This window comes from Microcoleus sp. N9_A1, from assembly GCF_036701795.1.
Lineage (GTDB): Bacteria > Cyanobacteriota > Cyanobacteriia > Cyanobacteriales > Microcoleaceae > Microcoleus.
The window spans coordinates 1-22,465 of sequence record NZ_JAUBRI010000067.1 but is presented as its reverse complement, the minus strand read 5'-3'; the positions used below and the strand labels follow the sequence as shown (position 1 = coordinate 22,465).

Genomic DNA, 22,465 nt, shown 5'->3' with positions numbered 1-22,465 from the left:
TCTTGTGGGAATTGAGGATTAGTAACTGGTAGTCGGAAATGAGGAATTAATGATTAGGAATTAAGATTTTTATTGCTTCTTTCTTCCTTCTTCCTTCTTCCTTCTTCCTTCTTCCTTCTTCCTAAAAGTCTAACCCGGCTTCGCGAGCTGCATCTGCGAGGGCTTTGACGCGACCGTGATAGAGGTTGCCTCCGCGATCGAATACGACTTTAGCTATGCCAGCGCTGGAGCAGCGTTTGGCAATCAACTGACCGACTTGCACGCTGGCGGAGCAGTTGCTTCCAGAAGTGAGAACGGATTTCAAATCCGGGTCGAGGGTTGACGCGGCAGCCAAAGTGTGCTGTGTCGTGTCGTCGATTACTTGGGCGTAGATGTGCTGGTCTGATCGAAATACCGCTAGTCTGGGACGTTCGGCGGTGCCGAACACCTTGCGCCGCACGCGGCGGTGTCTGCGGTGAACTGATTCTTTGCGAGTAAGCTTCATATAAATACTCGGTAAATGGGAAACTCAGAGTCTTTAGACCTGAGAGAGAAATGACACTTCGGATTTGCTCCTCGGAGCCTCCCTTGCGGGGTGATGTTAGCTTCGCCAATGTTTTAAGAGCTTTTTAGACTTGCAACACTATCTCAGTGACCTTAAGACTGTTTAGTTGCAAATGACAGAGCAGGGAACTAGCTACGTATTCTCCCGGTGTCGTGACTCCAAAAACGTAGACCAAGGGAAGTCTTAGGCTGGTCAGTATGGCTTGCAGGAATTGCCCCTACCAGCCCAGTGTCTTTAGACCTGGGTTACTGACTGTTACTTCTTACCTGTTTTGCCTGTTTTACCAGCTTTGCGACGGACAACTTCGCCACTGTAGCGAATGCCTTTTCCCTTGTAGACTTCGGGCGGACGCACCGCACGGATGCGAGCTGCTGTGTTGCCTACGAGTTCTTTGTCAATGCCAGAGACGATGACGTTGGTGTTGCCTTCCACTGCCATTGTGATGCCTTCTGGAGGGGGCATTTCAACGGGCTTGCTGTAACCGACGTTTAAAATCAGGTTCCGTCCTTGAACCTGTGCCCGATAACCTGTGCCGATAATTTCCAGGCGTCGCTGAAAACCTTGAGATACACCTTCGACCATGTTGGCGACTAGGGTGCGGCACAAGCCGTGGAGTTGTCTGGCGACGCGAGATTCGTCTCGGCGGGTGACGAGTAAAGTCTCGCCTTCGAGTCCCATGAGGATTTCGGCTGGAATCACTCGGGAAAGTTCACCTTTGGGCCCTTTGACGGCTACTTTTTGGCCGTCTAGGGTGACGGTGACTTTCGTGGGGATGCTAATCGGACGCTTGCCAATTCGCGACATAGTTTTTTGGTCCTTTGTTTTTAGTTATTAGTCCTTGATTATTAGTGCTTAGTTATTAGTCCTTAGTTATTGATTTTTGAGTCTCTTGCCAACGACCAGTGACTAATGACTAATGACTAATGACTACCAAACATAACAAAGCACTTCACCACCCAAACCTTGGCGTCGAGCTTCTCTATCCGTCATAATGCCACTGGAGGTGGAAATAATGGCAATGCCAATTCCGCCTAATACTCTGGGCAATTCTTTACGGTTCGAGTAAACGCGCAGTCCTGGTTTGCTGACTCGCTTAAGTGCCGTGATGATGGGCTTGCGAGTTTTACCTTTGTACTTTAGAGAAAGCACTAAATGTCGCTTAATCCCTTCTGGTTCTGCTTCTTCAAATTCGCTGATAAAGCCTTCACTTTTGAGGACTTGGGCGATGCTACGGGTCATTTTTGTAGCTGGAATTTGTGTTGTTTGGTGGCGCGCCATGCAAGAATTGCGAATGCGCGTCAACATATCTGCTATGGTATCGTTAGCTGCCATCTTTTGCTTCTTACTCTAGTGCTTAGTTGTCCCGGAACGGCATTCCCATTTCTTTAAGCAAGGCGCGTCCTTCTTCGTCGGTGTTTGCTGTGGTGATAATTGAAATGTCCATGCCTCGAATTTGATCGATGCGGTCATATTCTATTTCTGGAAAAATTAGCTGTTCTCTCAGACCCAAGCTGTAGTTGCCGCGCCCGTCGAAGCTTTTGGGGCTGATGCCGCGGAAGTCGCGGATTCGGGGGAGTGCGAGGTTGATCAGCCGATCGAGAAAATCGTACATCCGATCGCCGCGCAGCGTCACCATAACGCCGACGGGTACTCCTTTGCGGATTTTGAAGCCTGCGATCGCTTTTTTCGCCCGCGTCACCACTGGTTTTTGCCCGGTGATGAGGCCAATTTCGTTGAGCGACGAATCCAGTGCCTTAGCGTTTTGAGATGCTTCTCCCAAACCGCGGTTCACTGTGACTTTGACGAGTTTGGGAACCTGATGGATATTAGTATATTTAAACTGATCCATCAGTGTGGGAACGATTTTTCCTTGATAAAGAACCTTGAGTTTGTCCGGCATAGTTTTTGTGTTTCGTTAACTGTCCCTGGGCTTGGTCAGGGAATTGTTCTTTGTCAGTTGTCAGTTGACAGTTGATAGTTGTCAGTGGTCAGTTGTCAGTTAATGACTAATGAGTGATGACCAATGACTAATTATCGAGGATTTCTCCGGTTTTTTTGAGCTGTCGGAGTTTGCGGCCGTCTTCGCTAAATGTATAGCAAACGCGGCTAGCTATTTTTTCTTTTTCGGAATAGTGCATGACATTTGAGCTGTGAATTGGAGCCTCAAACGTGAGTATTTTCCCGGACTCTCCCTCTTGCTGGGGCTTGACGTGCTTGGTTCTGATGTTTACACCTTTAACAACTACTTTGCTGACTTTAGGATATGTCTTTAAGATTTCTCCGACTTTTCCTTTCTCTTTGCCAGTAATTATTTGCACGGTGTCGCCTGCTTTGACGTGCATTCTGTAGCGCTGCGGTTCGCTAGTTGGTTTACCCTTTTTTCCGTACATTTTAAAGTACCTCCGGGGCTAAGGAAACGATTTTAGTAAAGTTTTTGTCGCGCAATTCGCGGGCGACGGGACCGAAGACGCGAGTGCCTTTGGGGTTGCCGTCTACGTTGATAATAACGGCGGCGTTATCGTCAAAACGAATGCTCATGCCGCTGTCGCGGCGCAGACCTTTGCGGGTTCTGACAATGACTGCCCGAACGACATCTGATTTTTTGACGGCCATATTGGGGATGGCGTCTTTGACGACGGCAATGATGACATCGCCGACTCCGCCGTAGCGGCGGTTTCCGCCTCCCAATACGCGGATGCACATCAGTTTGCGGGCTCCGCTATTGTCGGCGACATTGAGGTATGTCTGGGGTTGAATCATGGTGGTTGTTGAGTGTTAACTGTTGAGTGTTAACTGTTGACTGCTAGTTGATGGTTAATTGTCGATGGGGCGATCGCGATATCGCAATTAACTGTTAGCCGTTTTTTGTCCCGAAAATCTCAGCAACCGTCCAGCGTTTGGTTTTGCTCAAGGGGCGAGTTTCAGTGATGCGGACACGATCGCCCGATTTGCACTGATTTTCTTCGTCGTGAGCTTTGTACCGCTTGGTGCGGACTACGATTTTGCCGTATTTGGTGTGGGAGGAGCGGTTTTCGATTGCTACCACGACGGTTTTATCCATCTTGTCGCTGACTACTACGCCAACTCGTTCTTTAATTGCCATAGCTACCTATTTTTGTTGTGCAATTGACTTTTTTTAGCTACTGTGCGATCGTCGGCTCTGCGGCTTCTGACTCTTGGCTGACTGCTGCGGTTGCAGCAGGCTGTGCTACCTGTTTAGATGCGGCTAATTTTTCTGCAGCTTCTTTCTCAGCAACGATTTGGCGCTCGCGTTCAACTGTCATCAATTGAGCTAGCCGGTGTTTGGCGTGCTTGAACAGGTGAGGCTTTTCCATGCGGCCGGTAGCTTGCTGGAGCCGCAATTCCATTAGTTGGCGCTTGACGGCTAAAATTTGCTCTGCTACAGCAGCATCGCTTAATTCTCTAGCTTCTTTAATCTTGGTCAAAGACATAATTGTGTGCTTTCTCGTTAGCGAGCGGTATGACAGAAGACAGAATTGTCTCGCTTGGCTGAAGGTCGAAGGAAAGAAAAGTTATGAAAGCCAGATTTTAAATTGCTGTAGCCGTTTAAAATGCTGATTAATACAGACCTAATTCTACCTTCGCTCTTCGCTATGACTGGCCTTCTTCGCGAGTGATGAACTTGGTTTTAATTGGTAATTTGAAAGATGCCAAACGCATGGCTTCGCGGGCAGTTTCTTCACTTACGCCGCCAATTTCAAACATTACCCGGCCCGGTTTGACCACGGCAACCCAAAACTCTGGTGAGCCTTTACCAGAACCCATCCGGGTTTCTGCTGCGCGCTCGGTGACTGGTTTGTCGGGAAAAATGCGAATCCAGATTTTGCCGCCCCGGCGGATATAGCGGGTCATGGCGCGCCGTCCGGCTTCTATTTGGCGGGAGGTGATCCAGGCTGGTTCGATGGCTTGGAGCGCGAAGTCGCCAAAGCTAACTGTATTGCCGCGGGTGGCAATACCGCTCATTCGCCCGCGTTGTTGTTTGCGGAATTTCGTTCTTTTAGGGCTTAACATGGCGAAAGGGAGTTGGGTAATTAGTAATTGGTAATTGGTAATTGGTGATTGCTAATTGCTAATTGGTTTGGAACAACTCACACTTAACAAGTGACAACTAACAGTTAACAATTAGCTAGCCTTCGTTCGATCGATCTTCAAAGTTCTGGCGGCGGCGCTTTTGTTTGGTGCGGGGCACTGCTGCATTTGGTGCAGCCTCTTGTTCCTGTCCGGGAATGATTTCGCCTTTGAAAACCCAAACTTTAATGCCCAGAATACCGTAGATGGTTTGAGCAGTGCAGTAGGAGTAGTCGATGTCTGCCCGCAGCGTGTGCAAGGGGACTCTTCCTTCCCGTGTCCATTCGGTACGGGCAATTTCTGCACCGTTGAGGCGTCCGCTGACTTGAATTTTGATGCCTTGGATGCCGACTTTTTGGGCGCGGGTGATTGCTTGGCGGACTACTCGGCGGAAGGATACGCGCCGTTCTAGTTGCTGAGCGATGTATTCCGCGATCAGTGTGGCATCGGCATCTACTCGCTGGACTTCGACTACGTTGATGCGGATTTGGCGGTTGCTACCGAGTTGCTGCTGCAAACCGACGCGCAAGGTTTCGATGCCTGCTCCGCCGCGGCCTACGACAACGCCTGGTCTGGCTGTGAACACTTCTAGGTCGATTTGATCGGCTTTCCGTTCAATTCTGACCGAGGAAATGCCTGCATTGCTGAGGGTTTTACGAACGTATTTGCGAATTTTATAGTCTTCTTGCAAGAGTTCTGGATAGTTTTTGGGATCAGCAAACCAGCGAGAGCGGTGCTCTTGGGTAATGCCGAGGCGAAAACCAATTGGATGTATTTTTTGGCCCATAATAGTTGATGAGTTAATTGGTAATTGGTAATTGGTAACAGGGAAGGAAGAAGGAAGAAGGAAGAAGGAAGAAGGAAGAAGTAAAAAACAACTGTCTGCCACTCCGTGATTTCCGCGCCTTGAAGAAAAGTAATTGGTGATTACCTATTTTTTCTACTTTAAGCTGTTTATTACCTATTACGTTTTCCCTGGTTTAGTCTTCTGCGATCGGAGCAACTATTACCGTAATGTGGCAAGTTGGCTTGCGGATTTGGTAGGCGCGACCTTGAGCGCGGGGTCTAAAGCGTTTGAGGACTGGGCCTTGGTCTGCGTAAGCTTGAGACACTACTAGCTTGGATTTATCCAATCCTGCGTTGTGTTCGGCGTTGGCTACTGCCGATCGCAAAACTTTGACAATTGGTTCGCAGGCGCGGTAGGGCATGAATTCGAGTAAAATCAGCGCTTCTTGGTAGCTTTTGCCGCGAATTTGGTCGAGGACTCGGCGCACTTTGAAGGGGGATGTCCGGATGTAACGGGCGATCGCCTTAATTTCGGATGTGGTATCTATAACCATTTCGATTTGGGTAATTGGTAATTGGTAATTGGCAAAAAGGTAATTGGTAATTGGGAAAAATTTTGTCCGATTACCTATTACCTGTCACCTAATTCGGCTATCTTTTTGCCTTTTTATCACCACTTTTCGCGTGACCTCTAAAGGTACGAGTGGGGGAAAATTCTCCGAGTTTGTGACCTACCATTTGGTCTGTGAGGTAGACGGGTACGTGCTGTCTGCCGTTGTGAACGGCGATCGTGTGACCTACCATTTGGGGCAGGATTGTGGAAGATCGCGACCAAGTTTTAATTACTTGTTTTTGGCCGGCGGCGTTGAGTTTTTCGATTTTTGTCATCAGATGATCTGCGACAAAGGGGCCTTTTTTAAGCGATCGAGACATGGTTTTGGTAATTAGTAATTAGTAGTTGGAATTGAATTGGGAAGAAAATCGAAGGAATACAAGAGTGCGGAAAACTTTTTTGGTTCTTCTTTCTTCCTTCTTCCTTCTTCCTTCTTCCTTCTTCCTTCTTCCTTAACTTTGTCTACCGCCCTTGCCACGTTTGGAAGATTTGCGGCGGCGCCGGACGATTAAAGAGTCGCTGCGCTTGTTTTTGCGTCGAGTTTTTGCACCCAATGCTGGTTTGCCCCAAGGAGTCATAGGCCCCGGACGCCCGATGGGCGCTCTGCCTTCGCCACCGCCGTGCGGGTGGTCTACCGGGTTCATGACACTACCGCGAACGGTGGGTCTGCGACCTTTCCAGCGGGTGCGACCTGCTTTGCCGAGGCTGATGTTTCTGGCGTCTGTGTTGCCGACTTGACCGATAGTGGCATAGCAGTCGGCGCGGACTTTGCGCTGTTCGCCGGATGGCAGTTTGAGGGTAACGTAGCTACCTTCTTTTGCCATTAGCTGAGCGCTGGAGCCTGCGGAGCGAACGATTTGTCCGCCTTTTCCGGGTACTAGCTCGACGTTGTGGATGCTGGTACCGAGGGGAATGTTCTTCAGGGGCAGGGCGTTGCCGATTTCGATCGGCGCGTCGGGGCCTGAGACAATTACTGTACCGACGTTTAAGTTTAGCGGGTGCAGGATGTACCGTTTTTCGCCGTCTTTGTAGAACAGGAGGGCGATGCGGGCGTTGCGATTGGGGTCATATTCGATCGCCTTGACGGTAGCGGGAATGCTATGTTTGTCGCGGCGGAAGTCGATGTCTCTATAAAGCCGTTTGTGACCGCCTCCCCGGTGGCGACAGGTAATGACGCCTCGGTTGTTACGGCCTTGTTTGGTGTGCTTGTTGCTGGTTAGAGACTTTTCTGGTTCTGATCTGGTAATTTCAGCAAAGTCCGAGACGGTCTGTTCCCGGGTGCTGGAGGTATAAGGTCGGTAAGAACGGATGCCCATAATCGCTTTTAGATTTTAGATTTTAGACTGGGGATTTTGGACTTTGCAGTTTTGGATTTTAGATTTGGGATTATCAGTTAAGTTGGCAGTTTCCTGGATTGGGAATTTACACCAGCTAACCGGAATCTAAAATCTAAAATCTAAAATCTAAAATCCAAGATTGGCTAAACTTCTGGGAATAGGAGTTTGCGGATGGAGTCTCCGTCTAGGAGAGTAACGGTTGCTCGCTTGTAACAAGGTTTAAAACCGACGAATTTACCAACTCGACGCTTTTTGCGCGGCGGGTTTTGGGTGTTAACTGCGGTGACTTTAACCTTAAAGAGTTCTTCGATTGCAGCTTTGATTTGAGGCTTGGTCGCTTTGGGGGCTACGTCGAATGTGAATTGATTTAATTCCATCATTCGGGTAGCTTTCTCGGTGAGAATCGGACGCTGGATCAAATCTGCGTAGTCGCGGGGGTCGATTTTACTCACCGTAAATCTCCTGAATTTTAGCTATGGCTGTAGATGTGACGATAATTTTGTCAGCCGCCAGAACGTCGTAAACATTCAGGGAAGTTGCCAAGATGACGTTTACTAATTCGATGTTGCGTCCTGATAAGTAGACGTTTGGTTGCGGTTCTGGCAAGATTAACAGAACTTTTGTATCGGGTTCGATGCCCCAGCGGGCGATCGCACTCAGCAATTCTTTGCTTTTCGGTCTCGGAAATTGCTCTGCAAATTCTTCAACCACAATGATGTCTTCGGTGCGACTTTGGAATGCTGTCCGCAAAGCGAGACGGCGTTCCTTTTTGTTCATTTTGACTTCAAAGTCTCTCGGTTTTGGCCCGAAGATGACACCGCCGCCCCGCCACAGCGGAGAACGAATCGAACCTGCTCTGGCTCGGCCAGTGCCTTTTTGACGCCAGGGTTTGCGGCCACCGCCTCTGACTTCCGATCGAGTTTTGGTGCAAGCATTTCCTTGACGGGCGTTATTCAGTTGTCGCGTCAATGCTCTGTGAACGATGTGAGACGCATTTTCTTCTTTGGCTACGCGCAGTTCTAAAGTTGTTTCCCCAACTTCTTCGCCTTGCCAATTTCGCACTACACAGTTAACCATATCTTTTGTCCTTTGTCTGTTGTTAGTTGTCTGTTGTTAGTTGTCTGTTGTCTGTTGTCTGTCGTCTGTTGTCTGTTCTCAGGTCTTAGTTTTCAGCTCTTAGTTTTCAGCTTTTAGTTCTTAGTTATTGCTTGCTACTAACGGCCAACCACTATCTACTGACTGCTGACTACTGACTACTGACTACTGACTAACGTCCTACTTTTTTCTCAGGCACAACATTGACTAAGGCGCCAGCTTTGCCGGGAACTGCTCCCTTAATTAGCAGCAAATTTTGCTCTGTATCCACCCGGACAATTGTTAGTTTGCGGACGGTGACTTGAACGTTGCCCATACGTCCCGCCATTTTTTTACCGGGATAAACGCGACCGGGAGTAGTTCCAGGCCCGATCGATCCAGGCTCGCGGTGGTTCTTTGAACCGTGAGACATCGGGCCTCGTTTAAAGTTGTGGCGCTTTTGAAAACCTGCAAAACCTTTACCGATGCTTGTACCGATGACATCTACTATTTGTCCCGGTGTAAAAGTATCTGCTTTTAGTTGTTGACCTAATTCAAATGAACTGGTGTCTTCCAAGCGGTATTCCTGCAAGTGGCGCAGTGGATTCGCCCCCGACTTGGCAAGGTGTCCTAGTTCTGGCTTGTTGAGAGCCTTTGGTTTTACTTCGTTGTATCCAAGTTGAACGGCGCCGTAGCCGTCAGTTTGTTTTGTTTTGATTTGAGTTACTGTACAAGGCCCTGCTTGTATGACGGTGACGGGGATTGCTCTCCCTTCGGCGTCAAACACTTGAGTCATGCCTAGTTTAGTGCCAAGAATGCCTACAGACACGGATTTTTTTCCTTTTATTTACGCAAGAGGTTTCGGATTGCGAAGTTTACGTCAATCCGCTTGCTCTTGTGCAGAAACATTTATTTCAGTGTTCCTGCAATTAACTGTTATCAACCAACAGCTTTCCTCGGTGTTTAAAATTTGAGTTTTAAATTTGGGAGCGAGCTTGTGGAAGTCTTGCAAGGGTTGAGATTCGCGGATTTTTACCCGATCGATCTCCGAGTCTTGTCTCGGTCTTGCTTTTTTGCGCCAGGACTTGAGCGGCAAGCTACTCAGTATCCTTGTACGGCGACAATTCAAAATAGTACATGAAGTGTTTGTCGTTTGTCAAGGCCGCCATGAGAATTTTTCGCCTCAACTTTAGGATTTATAATATTTCCAGCTCGCAAGCAGCGATCGACCAAACTTAACGCAGCACGCAATACAAATTTATGGGACTAATTACGACGGGTTCGGATATGATTCGGGATTTGGAAAAGTCGGGGTCGCTTGCCCTGTATGTTCCTTTAGAGGGAGGATTTGAGGGGCGCTACCTGCGGCGGCTGAGGGCTGCAGGCTACGGTGCATATACAATTACGGCACGGGGTTTGGGCGATTTGGCGATGTATTTAACGGGGGTTCACGGGGTACGACCGCCGCATTTGGGCAAGAAAACTACTGGTAACGAAGGGGCTGTGGGTTATACGTACTACGTGCCGCCGATGTTGAAAACTCAATTAGACAATTTGCCACCCGCATCAAAAGGACTGGTGCTGTGGATTATTGAAGGGCAGATTTTGTCGAGTCAGGAGATTGAGTATTTGACTGTTTTGCCGACGTTAGAACCGCGAGTTAAAATAGCAGTGGAGATGGGGGGCGATCGAGCTTTTAGCTGGAAGCCACTTAAAGATGCTTTAGTTGCAGCTTAAATTCCGGTATTTGCGATCGCAAATTAACTAAAAAAACGCAGCGAGCAACTAAAGCTCAACAGCTTCTGCTCGCTGGTTTTGATCTTTTTGGGAAAAACTTAATTAACAGGAAAAATCTTATGCTTCAGAATCGCGATTATACCATCATAATTGACAAAAGCGGCAGTATGTACACAAAAGACCAGATGGGCGGTAAAAGTCGGTGGGCGCTCATGCAAGAATCGACGATCGCGCTGGCGAATAAATGCGAAGAACTTGATCCTGATGGCATAACAGCTTATGTGTTTTCCGGTCGCTTCAAGCGCTATGACAACGTAACAGCCGCTAAAGTCGTGCAAATATTCCAAGAAAACGAACCTTCCGGGACTACGAATTTAGCGGCTGTTCTAGAAGACGCTCTGAACAGTTATTTTCAGCGCAAAGCATCCGGTAAGACCAAGCAAAATGGGGAAACAATATTAGTGGTGACGGATGGGGAACCGGACGATCGCAAAGAAGTGATGAAAACGATTATAGAGGCTTCTCGGAAGCTCGATCGAGATGAAGAGTTGGCGATTTCTTTCATTCAAGTAGGGAATGCGCCGGAAGCTACTAAGTTTCTCAAAATATTGGATGACGAACTGCAAAGCGCCGGGGCTAAATTCGATATCGTTGATACTGTCACGATGGATGATATTGAAGGAATGACTCTGACAGAGGTATTGCTGAATGCAATAACTGATTGAAGAGGCGGGCGAAGTTTCCGTGATTATATGGGGGCCTGTTAGCCCAGCAGGATTTTTTAGGGGGTTTAAGTTATGGAATCGATCGATCGCCTGTTAGGTGAACTTAAGGCAGAGTATCAAGCATCTCAAAAAAATGCTGAGTTGAAAAGTCAGGCGTCGGTGCAAGCACAAACGCCGTCAAATCCAACATTTAAAACATCAGATATAAATTTGTCTGCCAGTCCTTTGGACAAGGATTTAGCTCAAATTAAGGCTGAGTACGAAGCACAAAATAAAGCTCAGGAAGTGGCTTTACAGGAACCGCTTAAGGCTGAGTACGAAGCACAAAATAAAGCTCAGGAAGTGGCTTTACAGGAACCGCAGCCAGCCGAAAAAGTCGCGGGGCCGCAGTTGGAGGTACAAACGCACAGACAGAAAGTTAGGCAAGCTCAGGTTTGGCTGAAAAAGTTGGATAAGAATTCCGATGAGGGGTATTGGTTTGATCAGTTTGCTTTTAGGTATTCTTCGAGGATAGATGCCGCGATCGACTATTTGCAAGCGGTGAATGAGTTTGATTGATTGAACTACAGGGCATTCACAATTCTTACCAAAAAAATTGGTTTAAAGCCTCTCCCATAAGCGGGAGAAATTAAAAGAAGACTATTCATTACCAGAAAGAATTGGTTTAAAGCCTCTCCCTGATCGGGAGAAATTAAAAGAAAACTATTCATTACTCCAATCCTCTTCCTTCTAGGTAGAGGTCGCACTCATCTGTCAACTGTCAACTGTCAACTGAATGAATCCAATCCTCTTCCTTCCAGGTAGAGGTCGCTATCCCAGGTCAACTGTCAACTGTCAACTGTCAACTGTCAACTGAAGACCGTTTTTTGGTTAGTTAATTGCCATCTCTATTTTTTGTAAAAACACGCCAGTGCTGTGTCTTTACAAAGCGTAAAATAAATATCATTTGTATCACGCGTGATTGAGGATACGGCAGTGCCGTATCCCTACAAATTGCCAGCCAATAAATATCATTTATAGGAACACAGCACAGTTATTTCCTGTGGCTGCCACAACCACGGGGAGGATTGCTCCTATACTAATTTTTTAGACAGAGATGTAGGATGCAATAAAAACAAAGCCGCCTTTTTTGCTGTATCTTCAGATAGCTGAATTTGTTTTAACTCAACAATACCTTCACTGATAAAAGTATCTCTCAAAGCAGCTTTTTCTCCACTGTTAAAAGTCGTTTCGTAAAACACCTCTCTAATTCCAGCGGCAATGACTAATTTCAAACAATAGATGCAGGGTTCTAAAGTGACGTAAATACTAGCCCCAGCAGTAGATATACCGTGTTTAGCAGCTTTGGCGATCGCATTTGCTTCCGCGTGAACCGCCCTTGATGGCAAAGTTTTGCTGGCGTCGCAACTACTCAAACCAGGATAGCAGAAGCCTTGAGTAGTACAGTGTGCCGAACCTGACGGCGAACCGTTGTAACCCGTTGCTAAAACTTGCCTGTTTTTAGTTATCACCGCGCCTACAGGAAAAGCCAGACAAGTCGATCGAGTAGCGGCCAATTTTGCTAACATTAAGAAGTATTCGTCCCAAGTCGGTCTTTCTTCTTCTAAATTCATCTTCTATCCTGAATGTATTGGTTGCTGGTTTTCAGACACTCGGCCGCCTTTTGTAATTCTATTCCCAAATAACCAATATGCTCGGCTTGGATGGCCGGGGAAGCCGCACAAATTTCTCGCACTAACTTGAGAGGGTTTTTTCCAGAATAACAGGTGACAACTTCGCCGCTGCCCGGAGTGGTTTGCGTGACAACGATTTGATTGTCGGCTACTTCAACTAAAAAATTGCCCGCTGCATCGAAAAAGTCTCGATCTTGGCAGATTTTAGCATATTGGGTTTGAATTAGTCGATCGGCATTTTCAAAGGTATCGTCATACAAGTGAGCCGATTGACTCAGCGTTACCAACGGGCCCATCGTCAGATTATAATCGGAACTCCTCGCAATTTCATCGCGAATATGCTGCTGCAAAGCCCGCAAACCCATTGCATTTGCCGGCCAAGCTGCAAACATATCGTTACTGCGGAGAGTTGCAGTTAGCGATATTTCACCGTCTACAACTCGCACCCAAATGTGATTTAAACAAGGACTGCCGCTGTGTTGGTGGTCGGAGGAACCGTCAGGTCTTCTGTTGATATTTCCCCCAGCATCCCACAAACTAATTACAGCACTTGCCGCGTCAATTTCCTTAATTAGTTTGGCAATCACTTCTTCAATTTGATCTCGTCCAAACCACGACCTCATCCGCTGTGCGTAGGTATATTTAATGCCTTCGTTATAGGGGGCATCTTCCAGCATTTGCGGTTTGTACTGTTCGAGGAAATCACGGTCTATTGGTAAGTAATTCGGTTCGGGAAAATAGAACTCCGCAGGTTCATCTGTAATCACTGCCATTAAGTCGATTAATTCTTGCCACTGTCCGTCGTAACCAGTCGGCCGTAAGGTGCCGGTGGTCTTAATTCGGTGGATGATTTTTACCCAAGTTTCGGCAATAGTTTTGCCTTCAATTCTGTGTCCGTATTTCTGGCCGGGGAGTACAGTCGGGACGATTTCGACTAACGGAAAAGTTACGGTTTTTCCCCAAGGTTCAACAGATTCTTTTTGGGCAAAAGACTTGACAATAGTCACTGTTTCTGCTATGTTTGTAGCTTCTTTCCATTCGATGGAATGACGCAATAGTTCTAAGGCTTCTGCTGCTATTTCAATATCAATGTAGCCAAATATTGAAGATTTAATTAGCCAGCAATCTCTACCAGTATCGCTTTTGCCTGCTTCAAAGCCGTTGCGAAAAAAGTCGAGCAAGCACGCTGCTGCACCGGAATTGCGGTCTTCTTTAGTAGCGTTGAGAATTACTAAAAAGCGGACGTGGGGATTGCACAGCAAGTTTCTAATTAAGAAATTTATACCGCGAGTAGGAGAGTACAGTTGTCCGATGACAGCAAATTCGTTGGGTTGTAATTTTTTGCCTATCGCACTTTTTACTGTCCAGCCGCTGACAATGGCTGTTTGCCCCGTGCCGCAAATTAACTGATTGGGTTTGTATAGGGGTTTGTACTCAAATTTATTGACGAGATTTGTGGCTGTCATGGTTGATCGTTTTTTAAACAGCTTACTACTATATCAATAGTTTGGAGGGTTTGAAGAGGCGATTAATCATGTTTCTGCTGCGGCTGCAACGATTTGTTATGCTGCGTCAACGCAGATCGTGGCCTGAATGTCTTTTACAGCGATATCCTTCACCGGAATTGAAATCACAAATTCTGTACCTTGACCTAAAGTTGAGTTGACTTCTAGAGTTCCAGAGTGTTTCTGGACTACGATTTGACGGGCGATCGCCAATCCTAGGCCTGTTCCTTGCCCCACGCCTTTGGTGGTAAACAGATGCTCAAAGATTTTTGGCTTCACCGCATCCGTAATGCCAATCCCATTATCCTGAATTCGGATCACTGCCTGAGATTCCGACAATTGCGTCTTGACAGTAATCTGGTTGGGGTTAGCTTTGATCTGAGCAAAACTGCGTCCTTGATTTGATTCCTCAAGGCAGGGCGAACGCATCTAAAATTTAGATTAGTATAATATGGTATATTGGAGAATAATTATTGAGTGCCTACAAAACATTTAAGCAGAGTTATTTTTTATGAAACTCAAGCCTAAAATCACCATTGCCGACCATTTTGCCGACTGAGAAGATCCGAGGGTTGAGCGGACGAAACGCCATCAATTAATTGATATTATTACTATCTCAATTTGTGCCGTGATTTGTGGTGCTGACACATGGGTGGATATCGAGAGTTACGGCCGCTCTAAATACGAATGGTTAAAGAAGATTTTAGAATTACCGAATGGCATACTATCACATGACACAATTGCGCGAGTATTTTCTCGTCTCAAACCGGAGCAATTTCAGAAATGTTTTTTGAATTGGATTCAATCTATTAGTTGCTTTAATCCAGGAGAGATAATCGCAATTGATGGGAAAAGTCTTCGCCATTATTACGATCGGGGAGGAGCCAAAAAAGCGATTCATATGGTCAGTGCTTGGGCCACCAGTCAAAGATTAGTTTTAGGACAAGTTAAAGTCGATAAAAAATCCACTTAAATCACAACAATTCCGGCTTTACTAAAAGTGTTAGAATTGAACGAAAGCATTGTCACGATTGATGCGATGGGCTGTCAGAGGTCAATTGTGAAGTCAATTGTCGAACAGGGAGGAGACTACGTGATCACGTTAAAAAATAACCAGCCATCTCTGTATGCAAGAGTAGAAGAGTTGTTTAAACAAGCAATGAGAAACAAATATTATGGCTTTACACATACAGCTTATTCGACCAAGAAAGAGAGTAATCATGGTCGCTTAGAAATCCGACATCACTTAATGTTAAGTAATATAAAAGAGTTAGTTTACCCCGAGAATAAATGGGAGACTCTTCAGAGTATAGGGATGATAGAATCCGTGCGAATAGTGAAGGAAAAAACAACCATTGAAACTCGCTATTACATTAGTAGTTTACCAAACAATGCTCAAAAATTTGGTGAATCCGTCCGCAGTCATTGGGGGGTCAAAAATTCTTTGCATTGGGTATTAGATGTAGGTTTTCGTGAAGATGTCGGATCAGAAAAGACAATGCTCCGCCAAATTTTGCCATTCTTAGACACATCTCCCTCAATTTTTTGAATCAAGAAAAAACTTCAAAAACTGGAGCCAAAAATCAGCGACTTCGAGCCGGGTGGGATGATGACTATTTGACTAAAATTCTCGCTTTTTCAGTTAACTAAATTCTTGTAAACAACTCATTACTAACTATTATACAACTTTCAAACAGTGGTTGTAAGCTTTTTATTGTCTCAAAAATGGCAGCAAGTAAAAATCATCATTAATCAGTTCCTCTTTTCTCTTAAAAGTCATTACAAAGTGTGTCTATAGCTTCTAACAATGGTGAATTTATCTTAAAATATACTCACCACCGATGAACAGTGTTCAATAAGATGCGTTCCCCCTGGGTTTACCTGGAAACACGTTGCAGACCAACTCCTAGAGGTACTTTTACCAACAATTCGCTCGCAAAATTAAACAGGGTGCGATCGAATTGTTGGCAACTTCCGATAATTAGCGCTTGTAACGCGCTGTTCGGAATTCATATAAGATACAATAAGAACAACAAGTTTAAGCTTCAGACCTTATTTGACAGTCAAGCTATGCAATCTACAACTCAGTCCGAGACAGAACTGGCGATGGACGCTCCCAAACACGGATTGCCCGTTACCATCATTACAGGATTTCTCGGCAGTGGCAAAACAACCCTGCTCAACCACATCCTGACCAACCAGCAAGGTTTGAAAACAGCAGTTTTAGTCAATGAATTTGGCGAAATCGGCATCGACAACGAACTGATTGTCACCACCGACGACAACATGGTTGAGCTGAACAACGGCTGCATCTGCTGCACAATTAACGAAGATTTGGTTAATGCAGTTTACAAAGTTCTGGAACGTCAAGAAAATCTCGATTATCTAGTCGTCGAAACAACCGGACTCGCCGACCCGCTGCCAGTAGCAATGACTTTTTTAGGCACAGAACTGCGCGACCTGACTCGTCTCGATTCGATAGTGACAGTAGTAGACGCAGCGAACTACAGCTTAGATTTGTTCAACTCTCAAGCAGCTTACAGTCAAATAGCTTACGGTGATATAATTATCCTCAACAAAACAGATTTGGTTGAAGAAGCAGATTTAGATTTGTTGGAAGTTAAGATTCGCGATGTCAAAGAAGGAGCTCGAATTTTGCGAACAGTAAAATCGCAAGTTCCCCTACCGCTCATCCTCAGTATAGGATTGTTTGAGTCGGACAAATATTTCCAATCTGAGGAAACTCCTAGCAGTCACGAACATCACGACCACGAACATCACGACCACCACGAACATCACGACCACGAACATCACGACCATCACAACCATCACGGTCACGACCACTCCGACCATCACAACCATCACGGTCACGACCACTCCGACCATTTAGAAAATGACGGATTTACCTCAATTTCTTTCCAAAGCGACAAGCCATTTTCTCTGAGAAAATTTCAATATTTCTTAGACAAACAACTGCCAACAAATGTGTTTCGTGCGAAAGGGATTATGTGGTTTGAAGAAAGTCCCAAACGGCATATTTTTCACTTGAGCGGGAAGCGATTTTCGATGGATGATGACGAGTGGAAAGGCGATCGCAAAAACCAGCTTGTTCTCATTGGTCAGGGTTTGGATACCGAGACTTTGCGATCGCAAATCGAAAACTGTCTCTGTATGCCTGCACCCAATCGCGGCAAAGGTTTTGGGAAAAACTAAAGCTTGAATATTCGGAAATTGTACAGAAACCTGGTTTTTGGCTAAATATTGCATTCAGCCATTTAATACTGGGAAAAACCCGGTTTCTTTGAGATACAGGGATTGTGCCGAAACCAGATTTTTGCACAATCCCTGTATATTTGCATTTAATACTGGTGAAAAACTCGGTTTCTTTAGTAGACATCTTGCAAAAATACCTAGGACGGGCGAGACGCCCATCCCACAAAAAAAAAATTGTGGGATGGGCGTCCCGCCCGTCTAAAAAATTGATTGAAAAGACTGAGGCAAGAGGTCTAATATTGATGTGTAATACCAAATCCAAGTTAACTACCATTTTTATGATTCGGCGGTTTCAACCGCTTATATATACAATTTTTTTTAAGCCTGAGTAGTTACGCAATAATAACAAGCGATTGGATGAATTCATAAATCCTGAAATCGTTTCCCAGAGGCGATTTCATGTGTTAGGATTTGAGCGCCACAAGTACAAAACAGGATGTGAGATTAGGTCAAAACTCTTAAAATCACGGAATGTAATGGGGAAGAATTTAAATGAAAGTAGTTGGTATTCATGGAATCGCCCAAGACTTTTTAGGCAGTCCACAGCTTGAAAATGCTTGGTTGCCTGCACTACAAGGAAGCCTAGAATTGATCGAACAGCCCCGCTTGACACGATCGGAATTTGGGATGGTTTTTTATGGCGACTTATTTCGCCCATCGGGAATGCGTTCTGCAGGAGTCCCCAAGTTGACAGCGCGAGATGTTGAAACGGAATGGGAGCAAGCCTTACTCGTTGAGTGGTGGCGTGCAGCGGCAGAGTTATCGATCGCGAATCGTAGCGCAGGCGACCCATTAGGCGAAGATCCCAGCATTCAAGAACCGGAGTTTCAAGGTCGGGGACGAACTCCCGAGATTGTGCAGCGTGCATTAAGGCAGTTGTCTAAGTCACGCTTCTTCCGAAATTTGGGCCCGGAAAAAACATTAATTTTTGCCTTGAAGCAAGTTGGTTTATTTCTCCACGATTCGGATACAAAAAAAGCAGTGTTGGAACGGGTAGAAGCCAAAGTTTCGCCAACAGAGACAAAAGTAGTGATCGCCCATTCCTTGGGTTCCGTCGTTGCCTATGAAGCTTTGTGCGCTCATCCAGAATGGAATGTACAGACGCTGGTAACGCTGGGTTCTCCTTTGGGAATCCCTAATTTGATTTTCGATAAACTGACACCTCCCCCGGAGAATCGTAAAGGTGCGTGGCCGAATATCAAGCAATGGTTTAACATTGCTGATAGCGGTGATATTGTGGCACTTCAGAAATCCTTAGCCCCATACTTTGGAGATGGAGACGATCGCAAAATTGTCGATCGGCTTGTTTATAATGGATGGCAGTCTCATTCGGTGGAAAGGTATTTAACAGCAAAGGAAACGGGTGCTGCTGTTGCCACAGGCTTGATAGTTTAACGTGCTGTTCAAAATAATTTCGGCTGACAATGGATAAATCTAAACGGTTTTTGATTGCGATCGGCTCTTCATCGTGTCCTAAAATGAGACTAGCAGACTTAGCGAGAGTCGAGAGTGATGTCGATCGAGTCGTGGATTTGTTTACACGACCACAGCAGGGGTACACCAGAGTTTTATCCGATCAGATTTCGATCGACGCAGAGGCTGAAGACATCAAAAATGCGCTGTCCAAATGGTTTTGCAGTTCGGAAAGAAGTCAGGACGATATCGTTATCCTGTATTATGCCGGACACGCAGCCGACGATGGCAATCGAGGTTCCCACTATCTCTACACATTCAATTCTCGACCCGAGCACTTAAGTGCCAAAGCGATTGAAACTCAACAACTCGTTAAATGCCTATTTGAGGGAAAGAATAACTATCCTGAAAATGTCTTACTGATTCTGGACGTTTGTTATGCAGGCTCAGGTGCGAGTGGGATTATTCAGAGCTTGACTTCTGGATCGAGTACCCGCAAGCCATCGGGATTTTACGTTTTCTGTTCGACAAATTCAGAGACAGAAGCGGGTGATGGGGATTTTGTCGATGCTTTAGTAAGCGTGCTGAATAATTATGATTGGGAGGATGATGACGAATTTTTAGAGCTTTCTAAACTGAGGGATAAGATTAACGAATATTTCCAGTCCAAGAATTCCGCTCAAAAAGCGACGTTGAGCAATATCGATAGCGCAAATCCCCAAACTTTCATCAAAAACCCGAAAGCGCGATCGCCGAGCTCAACTGCTTTAGCACAGTCCAGTTCCGCAAATTTAGGTCGGGAAAAAGCCTCAAAACCTCGCCGCAAAGGTTTGTTCGTTTCTCGCAATTCGACCAAACGGTTTCTGGATGATTTTGCTAAGGCGATTGAGCAACCCAACTCCGCACCGTTGATGTTTTATGCACATGGAATTGGGGGAATTGGCAAATCTACCTTACTAGATGAGTTAAAAAGTTTGCACGACGGAAATGTGAAATTTCTGGAGGCTGATTTTAACAACAGCCGATTGAGTAAACCCATCGAACTGATGAAACACTTACACCAGCAATTGTTAATTCATCAGCCAGAGGCAGATTTCTTCACAGTTCGGTATCAACAGTACCAAGAAACGCTGCGACGACTGGAAACTGAGGCTGCGGAAGAAACTCAAATAGTGAGCGCTGAGCAGAGTAGTTTGGTTCGGGAATATATGGGAGTGCCGCGAAGTTCGATCGTCACCGAGGATGAATCCACGTTTCATCCGCTTTCAACAAGAGAGCGCTTCGAGAAACTTTTGAGGCAACATCCAGCTACGCAAGGATCAACACAGGAACAGGTGAGCTTGCGAGATATCATGCTCGATCCACAGCCAAAGCTCACCCAGGCTTTTGCAGAAACCTTGATTCAGTTGTCGCAAGAGATGCCGATCGTATTATGGCTGGATACCTATGAAAAAGCACAGAAAGATTTTAATGAATTTTTGGGTAGTGAATTACTCAAAGATACGCCATTGCAAGGTTTTCCAGTCCGAATTGTGATGGCAGGACGCTACAAGCTGAGTCATGGACGTTATCAGGGGAAGTTTAAAGATAGAGGAGTTCCGCTAATCCAAGAATATTCTCTCGCTAAATTTACCAAACAAGAAACTCAACAATATCTTGAAAATATTGGAGTGACCAATAAAGATCAGGTGAGGCAGATTTGGAGTGCAACTCAAGGATATCCTTACTACTTAAATTTAGTGAAAAAGCAAAAGGAAGATGATGGAAAAATCACCTTGTCTGGCGGACAATCTGGCATGGTGAACTTACTTCTAGATGGGTTGAATGAAACTGAAGAACGAGTGGTTAAATTGGCAGCTCACTGTCGTTGGTTCGATCGACCGTTAATTCGTAATTTGCTACAAAACTTTGAAATATCGGACATTCTAAACAATCACGAAACTGGTAATAGAATCGATAATAAAATCGATTGGTTTAAGTGGCTAACAGAGCGTGATTTTACAATTTCCGACCACCGATATCGGATTGATGATGTTGCCAGAAACGTGATTCGGGAAACACAGCATCAAGAAGACAAACAAGAATTTTGTCGAATCCACAATTGGATAGCCGATTATTTTGAGCAGCTCGCCGATCAAGAAGTATCCCCCGATCGCTCTTCCCTCGAAAAATATGAAAATTCGGAATGGAAGAAGCTGATGATAGAAGTCATTTATCACAGACTATTTGCCAATAGAACTAAAGGGAAATATCAACTGTTAACTTGTTTTTTTGAAGGAGCTTATTATAAGAAACCATTAATTGCAACAAGTGCATTTTTTGCAATTGCCTCAGAAGCAGAACTCAAACAAAATAAACTATTGCCGGGAGATATTAAGAAGTTTCTAGATAGCATAAAGAAAACTATCGTATTTGGGTGGTGCGTCATCGGTATGCCTGAAAAAAACTATAGCATTAGCATTAAGATCCAGGGAGAAGAAGTTTCGAGTCAAGTTAAGTCCCAAATTGAGTCGGGACTAAATGTTTGCTTCCGTGAAATTGATCGTTTAACAGGTTTAGCAAAGTCTGTGGCTCTGATAAGTCAGAGTCTGCGGAGTTATGGCGACGACAGGGGAGCTTTAAGTATTTTGAAAGCTTATGCAGAAATTGAGACACTTAAAATTTTTGATAATACTCATTTGATAGGTGAAATCTTATGTGATTTTGCTGTCGCCTTTGCTTCAAAAAAATTACCCGATCAAGCATTAATTAGTATTAACAGATCTATTGAAATTGAATCACAAAAATCTAATTATCATGTTGTAAAAAGTAATATATTAGATAATTTAGCACGCTATGAAGAAGCTCTGGTTAGTATCAACAAAGCTATTGAAATCGATTCAGAAAATCCTAATTATTACGCTTTCAGTAACAACATATTGCATAAGTTAGGACGCTATAAAGAAGCCCTAGCTAGTATCAACAAAGCTATTGAAATAGATCCAAAAAATTCTAATTATCACTCGATTAACAGTATCTCATTGAGATTGTTGAAACGCTATAACGACGCATTTATTAGTTGTGAAGAAGCTATTAAAATAAATTGTAAAAACTATGAACTTTATAATGAAAAAGGTTTAATTTTAAGCCTAACCGGGGATTATAGCTCCGCGATAGATAGTTGCGATCGCGCAATTCAGTTAGGAGGAAATCAATCTATATTACTCGTTAATAAAGGAATCGTTCTTTCCCGTGCAGGCGAATACTCACAAGCTATGAACTTGTTTGATGGAGTGATTCGCGAAGATCCAGAAAATGAGGAAGGTTACTACGGAAAAGCCTGTTGCTATGCCCGACAAGGTGACACCGAGCGAGCTATTGCTGCGCTTCAACAAGCAATCCAGATCGCTCCGCGCCGTTGTTGTCGGGAAGCTCGATGGAACCCCGACTTTGACTGCTTGCGGAATGACGAGCAGTTTATTTCCTTAGTGGGAGAGAGTCAGAGTCGCGATCGATCTTCAATTGATGTCGATCGCACTTGAGTTCCCAACCGCTCTGGTTTCTTCAGTAGCTCCGCACCCAGCAAGTAGTATTTGATCTACATACAGCACTTCCGGGTGTTATGAGGTACAATAATAATGGGAGCATCCCATTAAGGAAGTAAGTATTTATACTTAGTTTAGAAACAGGTAAAATGTTAAAAAATCACACCTCAAG

The 22,465-nt window shown here is 45.1% G+C and carries 25 protein-coding genes and 1 pseudogene; 7 read left to right on the top strand and 19 right to left on the bottom strand.

The window, feature by feature from the left end; all coding sequences use genetic code 11:
- Window positions 1-121: 121 nt before the first annotated feature.
- The 16 genes from rplR to rplC form a co-directional block, all read right to left on the bottom strand.
- Window positions 122-484: a 50S ribosomal protein L18 gene (rplR, locus tag QUA58_RS24630; protein WP_333251686.1), complete on the bottom strand. Its 363-nt coding sequence runs from the start codon at window positions 482-484 to the stop codon at window positions 122-124.
- Window positions 485-799: 315 nt separating this feature from the next.
- On the bottom strand, window positions 800-1,348 hold the full coding sequence (rplF, locus tag QUA58_RS24625; RefSeq protein ID WP_333251687.1) for a 50S ribosomal protein L6: 549 nt from the start codon (window positions 1,346-1,348) through the stop codon (window positions 800-802).
- A 123-nt stretch (window positions 1,349-1,471) separates the two neighbouring features.
- Entirely contained in the window at window positions 1,472-1,876 is a 405-nt protein-coding gene (gene rpsH / locus QUA58_RS24620; protein WP_332978141.1) for a 30S ribosomal protein S8, read from the bottom strand.
- 22 nt (window positions 1,877-1,898) lie between these two features.
- Window positions 1,899-2,444 carry a 50S ribosomal protein L5 gene (gene rplE / locus QUA58_RS24615; RefSeq protein ID WP_333396495.1) on the bottom strand — a complete coding sequence of 182 codons (546 nt, stop codon included), beginning with the start codon at window positions 2,442-2,444 and terminating at the stop codon, window positions 1,899-1,901.
- A 127-nt stretch (window positions 2,445-2,571) separates the two neighbouring features.
- Window positions 2,572-2,934 carry a 50S ribosomal protein L24 gene (gene rplX, locus QUA58_RS24610; protein WP_333045759.1) on the bottom strand — a complete coding sequence of 121 codons (363 nt, stop codon included), beginning with the start codon at window positions 2,932-2,934 and terminating at the stop codon, window positions 2,572-2,574.
- 1 nt (window position 2,935) lies between these two features.
- Window positions 2,936-3,304 carry a 50S ribosomal protein L14 gene (gene rplN / locus QUA58_RS24605; RefSeq protein WP_006634991.1) on the bottom strand — a complete coding sequence of 123 codons (369 nt, stop codon included), beginning with the start codon at window positions 3,302-3,304 and terminating at the stop codon, window positions 2,936-2,938.
- A gap of 94 nt (window positions 3,305-3,398) precedes the next feature.
- The gene (rpsQ, locus tag QUA58_RS24600; RefSeq protein ID WP_006634992.1) at window positions 3,399-3,647 is read right to left on the bottom strand and encodes a 30S ribosomal protein S17; all 249 of its coding nucleotides are present in this window, start codon (window positions 3,645-3,647) and stop codon (window positions 3,399-3,401) included.
- Window positions 3,648-3,684: 37 nt separating this feature from the next.
- Window positions 3,685-3,996, bottom strand: coding sequence for a 50S ribosomal protein L29 (rpmC, locus tag QUA58_RS24595; RefSeq protein WP_333251689.1), 312 nt, complete (start codon window positions 3,994-3,996; stop codon window positions 3,685-3,687).
- A gap of 160 nt (window positions 3,997-4,156) precedes the next feature.
- Complete coding sequence (gene rplP, locus QUA58_RS24590; protein WP_333226594.1) at window positions 4,157-4,576, bottom strand: 50S ribosomal protein L16; 420 nt, start codon at window positions 4,574-4,576, stop codon at window positions 4,157-4,159.
- A gap of 115 nt (window positions 4,577-4,691) precedes the next feature.
- Window positions 4,692-5,420 (bottom strand): 30S ribosomal protein S3, encoded by a 729-nt coding sequence (gene rpsC, locus QUA58_RS24585; RefSeq protein ID WP_242719701.1) that lies wholly within the window; start codon window positions 5,418-5,420, stop codon window positions 4,692-4,694.
- A gap of 193 nt (window positions 5,421-5,613) precedes the next feature.
- Entirely contained in the window at window positions 5,614-5,973 is a 360-nt protein-coding gene (rplV, locus tag QUA58_RS24580) for a 50S ribosomal protein L22 (RefSeq protein ID WP_333251690.1), read from the bottom strand.
- A gap of 97 nt (window positions 5,974-6,070) precedes the next feature.
- Window positions 6,071-6,352, bottom strand: coding sequence for a 30S ribosomal protein S19 (gene rpsS / locus QUA58_RS24575; protein WP_041623488.1), 282 nt, complete (start codon window positions 6,350-6,352; stop codon window positions 6,071-6,073).
- A gap of 132 nt (window positions 6,353-6,484) precedes the next feature.
- Window positions 6,485-7,348, bottom strand: a complete 864-nt coding sequence (gene rplB, locus QUA58_RS24570; protein WP_333251691.1) for a 50S ribosomal protein L2 — start codon at window positions 7,346-7,348, stop codon at window positions 6,485-6,487.
- A 164-nt stretch (window positions 7,349-7,512) separates the two neighbouring features.
- Window positions 7,513-7,821 carry a 50S ribosomal protein L23 gene (locus tag QUA58_RS24565; protein WP_265233172.1) on the bottom strand — a complete coding sequence of 103 codons (309 nt, stop codon included), beginning with the start codon at window positions 7,819-7,821 and terminating at the stop codon, window positions 7,513-7,515.
- On the bottom strand, window positions 7,814-8,446 hold the full coding sequence (gene rplD / locus QUA58_RS24560; protein WP_190657994.1) for a 50S ribosomal protein L4: 633 nt from the start codon (window positions 8,444-8,446) through the stop codon (window positions 7,814-7,816). Before rplD ends, QUA58_RS24565 begins: the two co-directional genes overlap by 8 nt.
- A gap of 190 nt (window positions 8,447-8,636) precedes the next feature.
- Complete coding sequence (rplC, locus tag QUA58_RS24555) at window positions 8,637-9,272, bottom strand: 50S ribosomal protein L3 (RefSeq protein WP_333251692.1); 636 nt, start codon at window positions 9,270-9,272, stop codon at window positions 8,637-8,639.
- A 431-nt stretch (window positions 9,273-9,703) separates the two neighbouring features.
- On the opposite strand from rplC, the gene QUA58_RS24550 reads away from it, so the two are divergent.
- The 3 genes from QUA58_RS24550 to QUA58_RS24540 all read left to right on the top strand — a co-directional run bounded on the left by QUA58_RS24550 (window position 9,704) and on the right by QUA58_RS24540 (window position 11,463).
- Window positions 9,704-10,180 carry an NAD(P)H-quinone oxidoreductase subunit N gene (locus QUA58_RS24550; RefSeq protein ID WP_333251693.1) on the top strand — a complete coding sequence of 159 codons (477 nt, stop codon included), beginning with the start codon at window positions 9,704-9,706 and terminating at the stop codon, window positions 10,178-10,180.
- Between the two features lie 119 nt (window positions 10,181-10,299).
- Window positions 10,300-10,905 (top strand): VWA domain-containing protein, encoded by a 606-nt coding sequence (locus QUA58_RS24545; RefSeq protein WP_333251694.1) that lies wholly within the window; start codon window positions 10,300-10,302, stop codon window positions 10,903-10,905.
- 72 nt (window positions 10,906-10,977) lie between these two features.
- A complete protein-coding gene (locus QUA58_RS24540; protein WP_333251695.1) occupies window positions 10,978-11,463 on the top strand; it encodes a salt stress protein, Slr1339 family in 486 nt (161 codons plus the stop codon).
- Window positions 11,464-11,978: 515 nt separating this feature from the next.
- On the opposite strand, the gene QUA58_RS24535 is transcribed toward QUA58_RS24540, so the two are convergent.
- The 3 genes from QUA58_RS24535 to QUA58_RS24525 form a co-directional block, all read right to left on the bottom strand.
- Complete coding sequence (locus QUA58_RS24535) at window positions 11,979-12,518, bottom strand: dCMP deaminase family protein (RefSeq protein ID WP_333251696.1); 540 nt, start codon at window positions 12,516-12,518, stop codon at window positions 11,979-11,981.
- Window positions 12,515-14,044: a thymidylate synthase gene (locus tag QUA58_RS24530; RefSeq protein WP_333396493.1), complete on the bottom strand. Its 1,530-nt coding sequence runs from the start codon at window positions 14,042-14,044 to the stop codon at window positions 12,515-12,517. The genes QUA58_RS24535 and QUA58_RS24530 overlap by 4 nt, the downstream gene beginning before the upstream one ends.
- 96 nt (window positions 14,045-14,140) lie before the next feature.
- A complete protein-coding gene (locus QUA58_RS24525; RefSeq protein WP_333396492.1) occupies window positions 14,141-14,512 on the bottom strand; it encodes a HAMP domain-containing sensor histidine kinase in 372 nt (123 codons plus the stop codon).
- A gap of 82 nt (window positions 14,513-14,594) precedes the next feature.
- Here QUA58_RS24525 and QUA58_RS24520 point away from each other — a divergent pair.
- From QUA58_RS24520 to QUA58_RS24505, 4 genes and pseudogenes are all read left to right on the top strand, one after another.
- Window positions 14,595-15,733: pseudogene (locus QUA58_RS24520) on the top strand (ISAs1 family transposase).
- A gap of 420 nt (window positions 15,734-16,153) precedes the next feature.
- Complete coding sequence (locus QUA58_RS24515; protein WP_333251699.1) at window positions 16,154-17,296, top strand: GTP-binding protein; 1,143 nt, start codon at window positions 16,154-16,156, stop codon at window positions 17,294-17,296.
- A 552-nt stretch (window positions 17,297-17,848) separates the two neighbouring features.
- Window positions 17,849-18,751 carry a hypothetical protein gene (locus QUA58_RS24510; protein ID WP_333388588.1) on the top strand — a complete coding sequence of 301 codons (903 nt, stop codon included), beginning with the start codon at window positions 17,849-17,851 and terminating at the stop codon, window positions 18,749-18,751.
- A 29-nt stretch (window positions 18,752-18,780) separates the two neighbouring features.
- Entirely contained in the window at window positions 18,781-22,290 is a 3,510-nt protein-coding gene (locus QUA58_RS24505) for a tetratricopeptide repeat protein (RefSeq protein WP_333396491.1), read from the top strand.
- Window positions 22,291-22,465 lie beyond the last annotated feature (175 nt).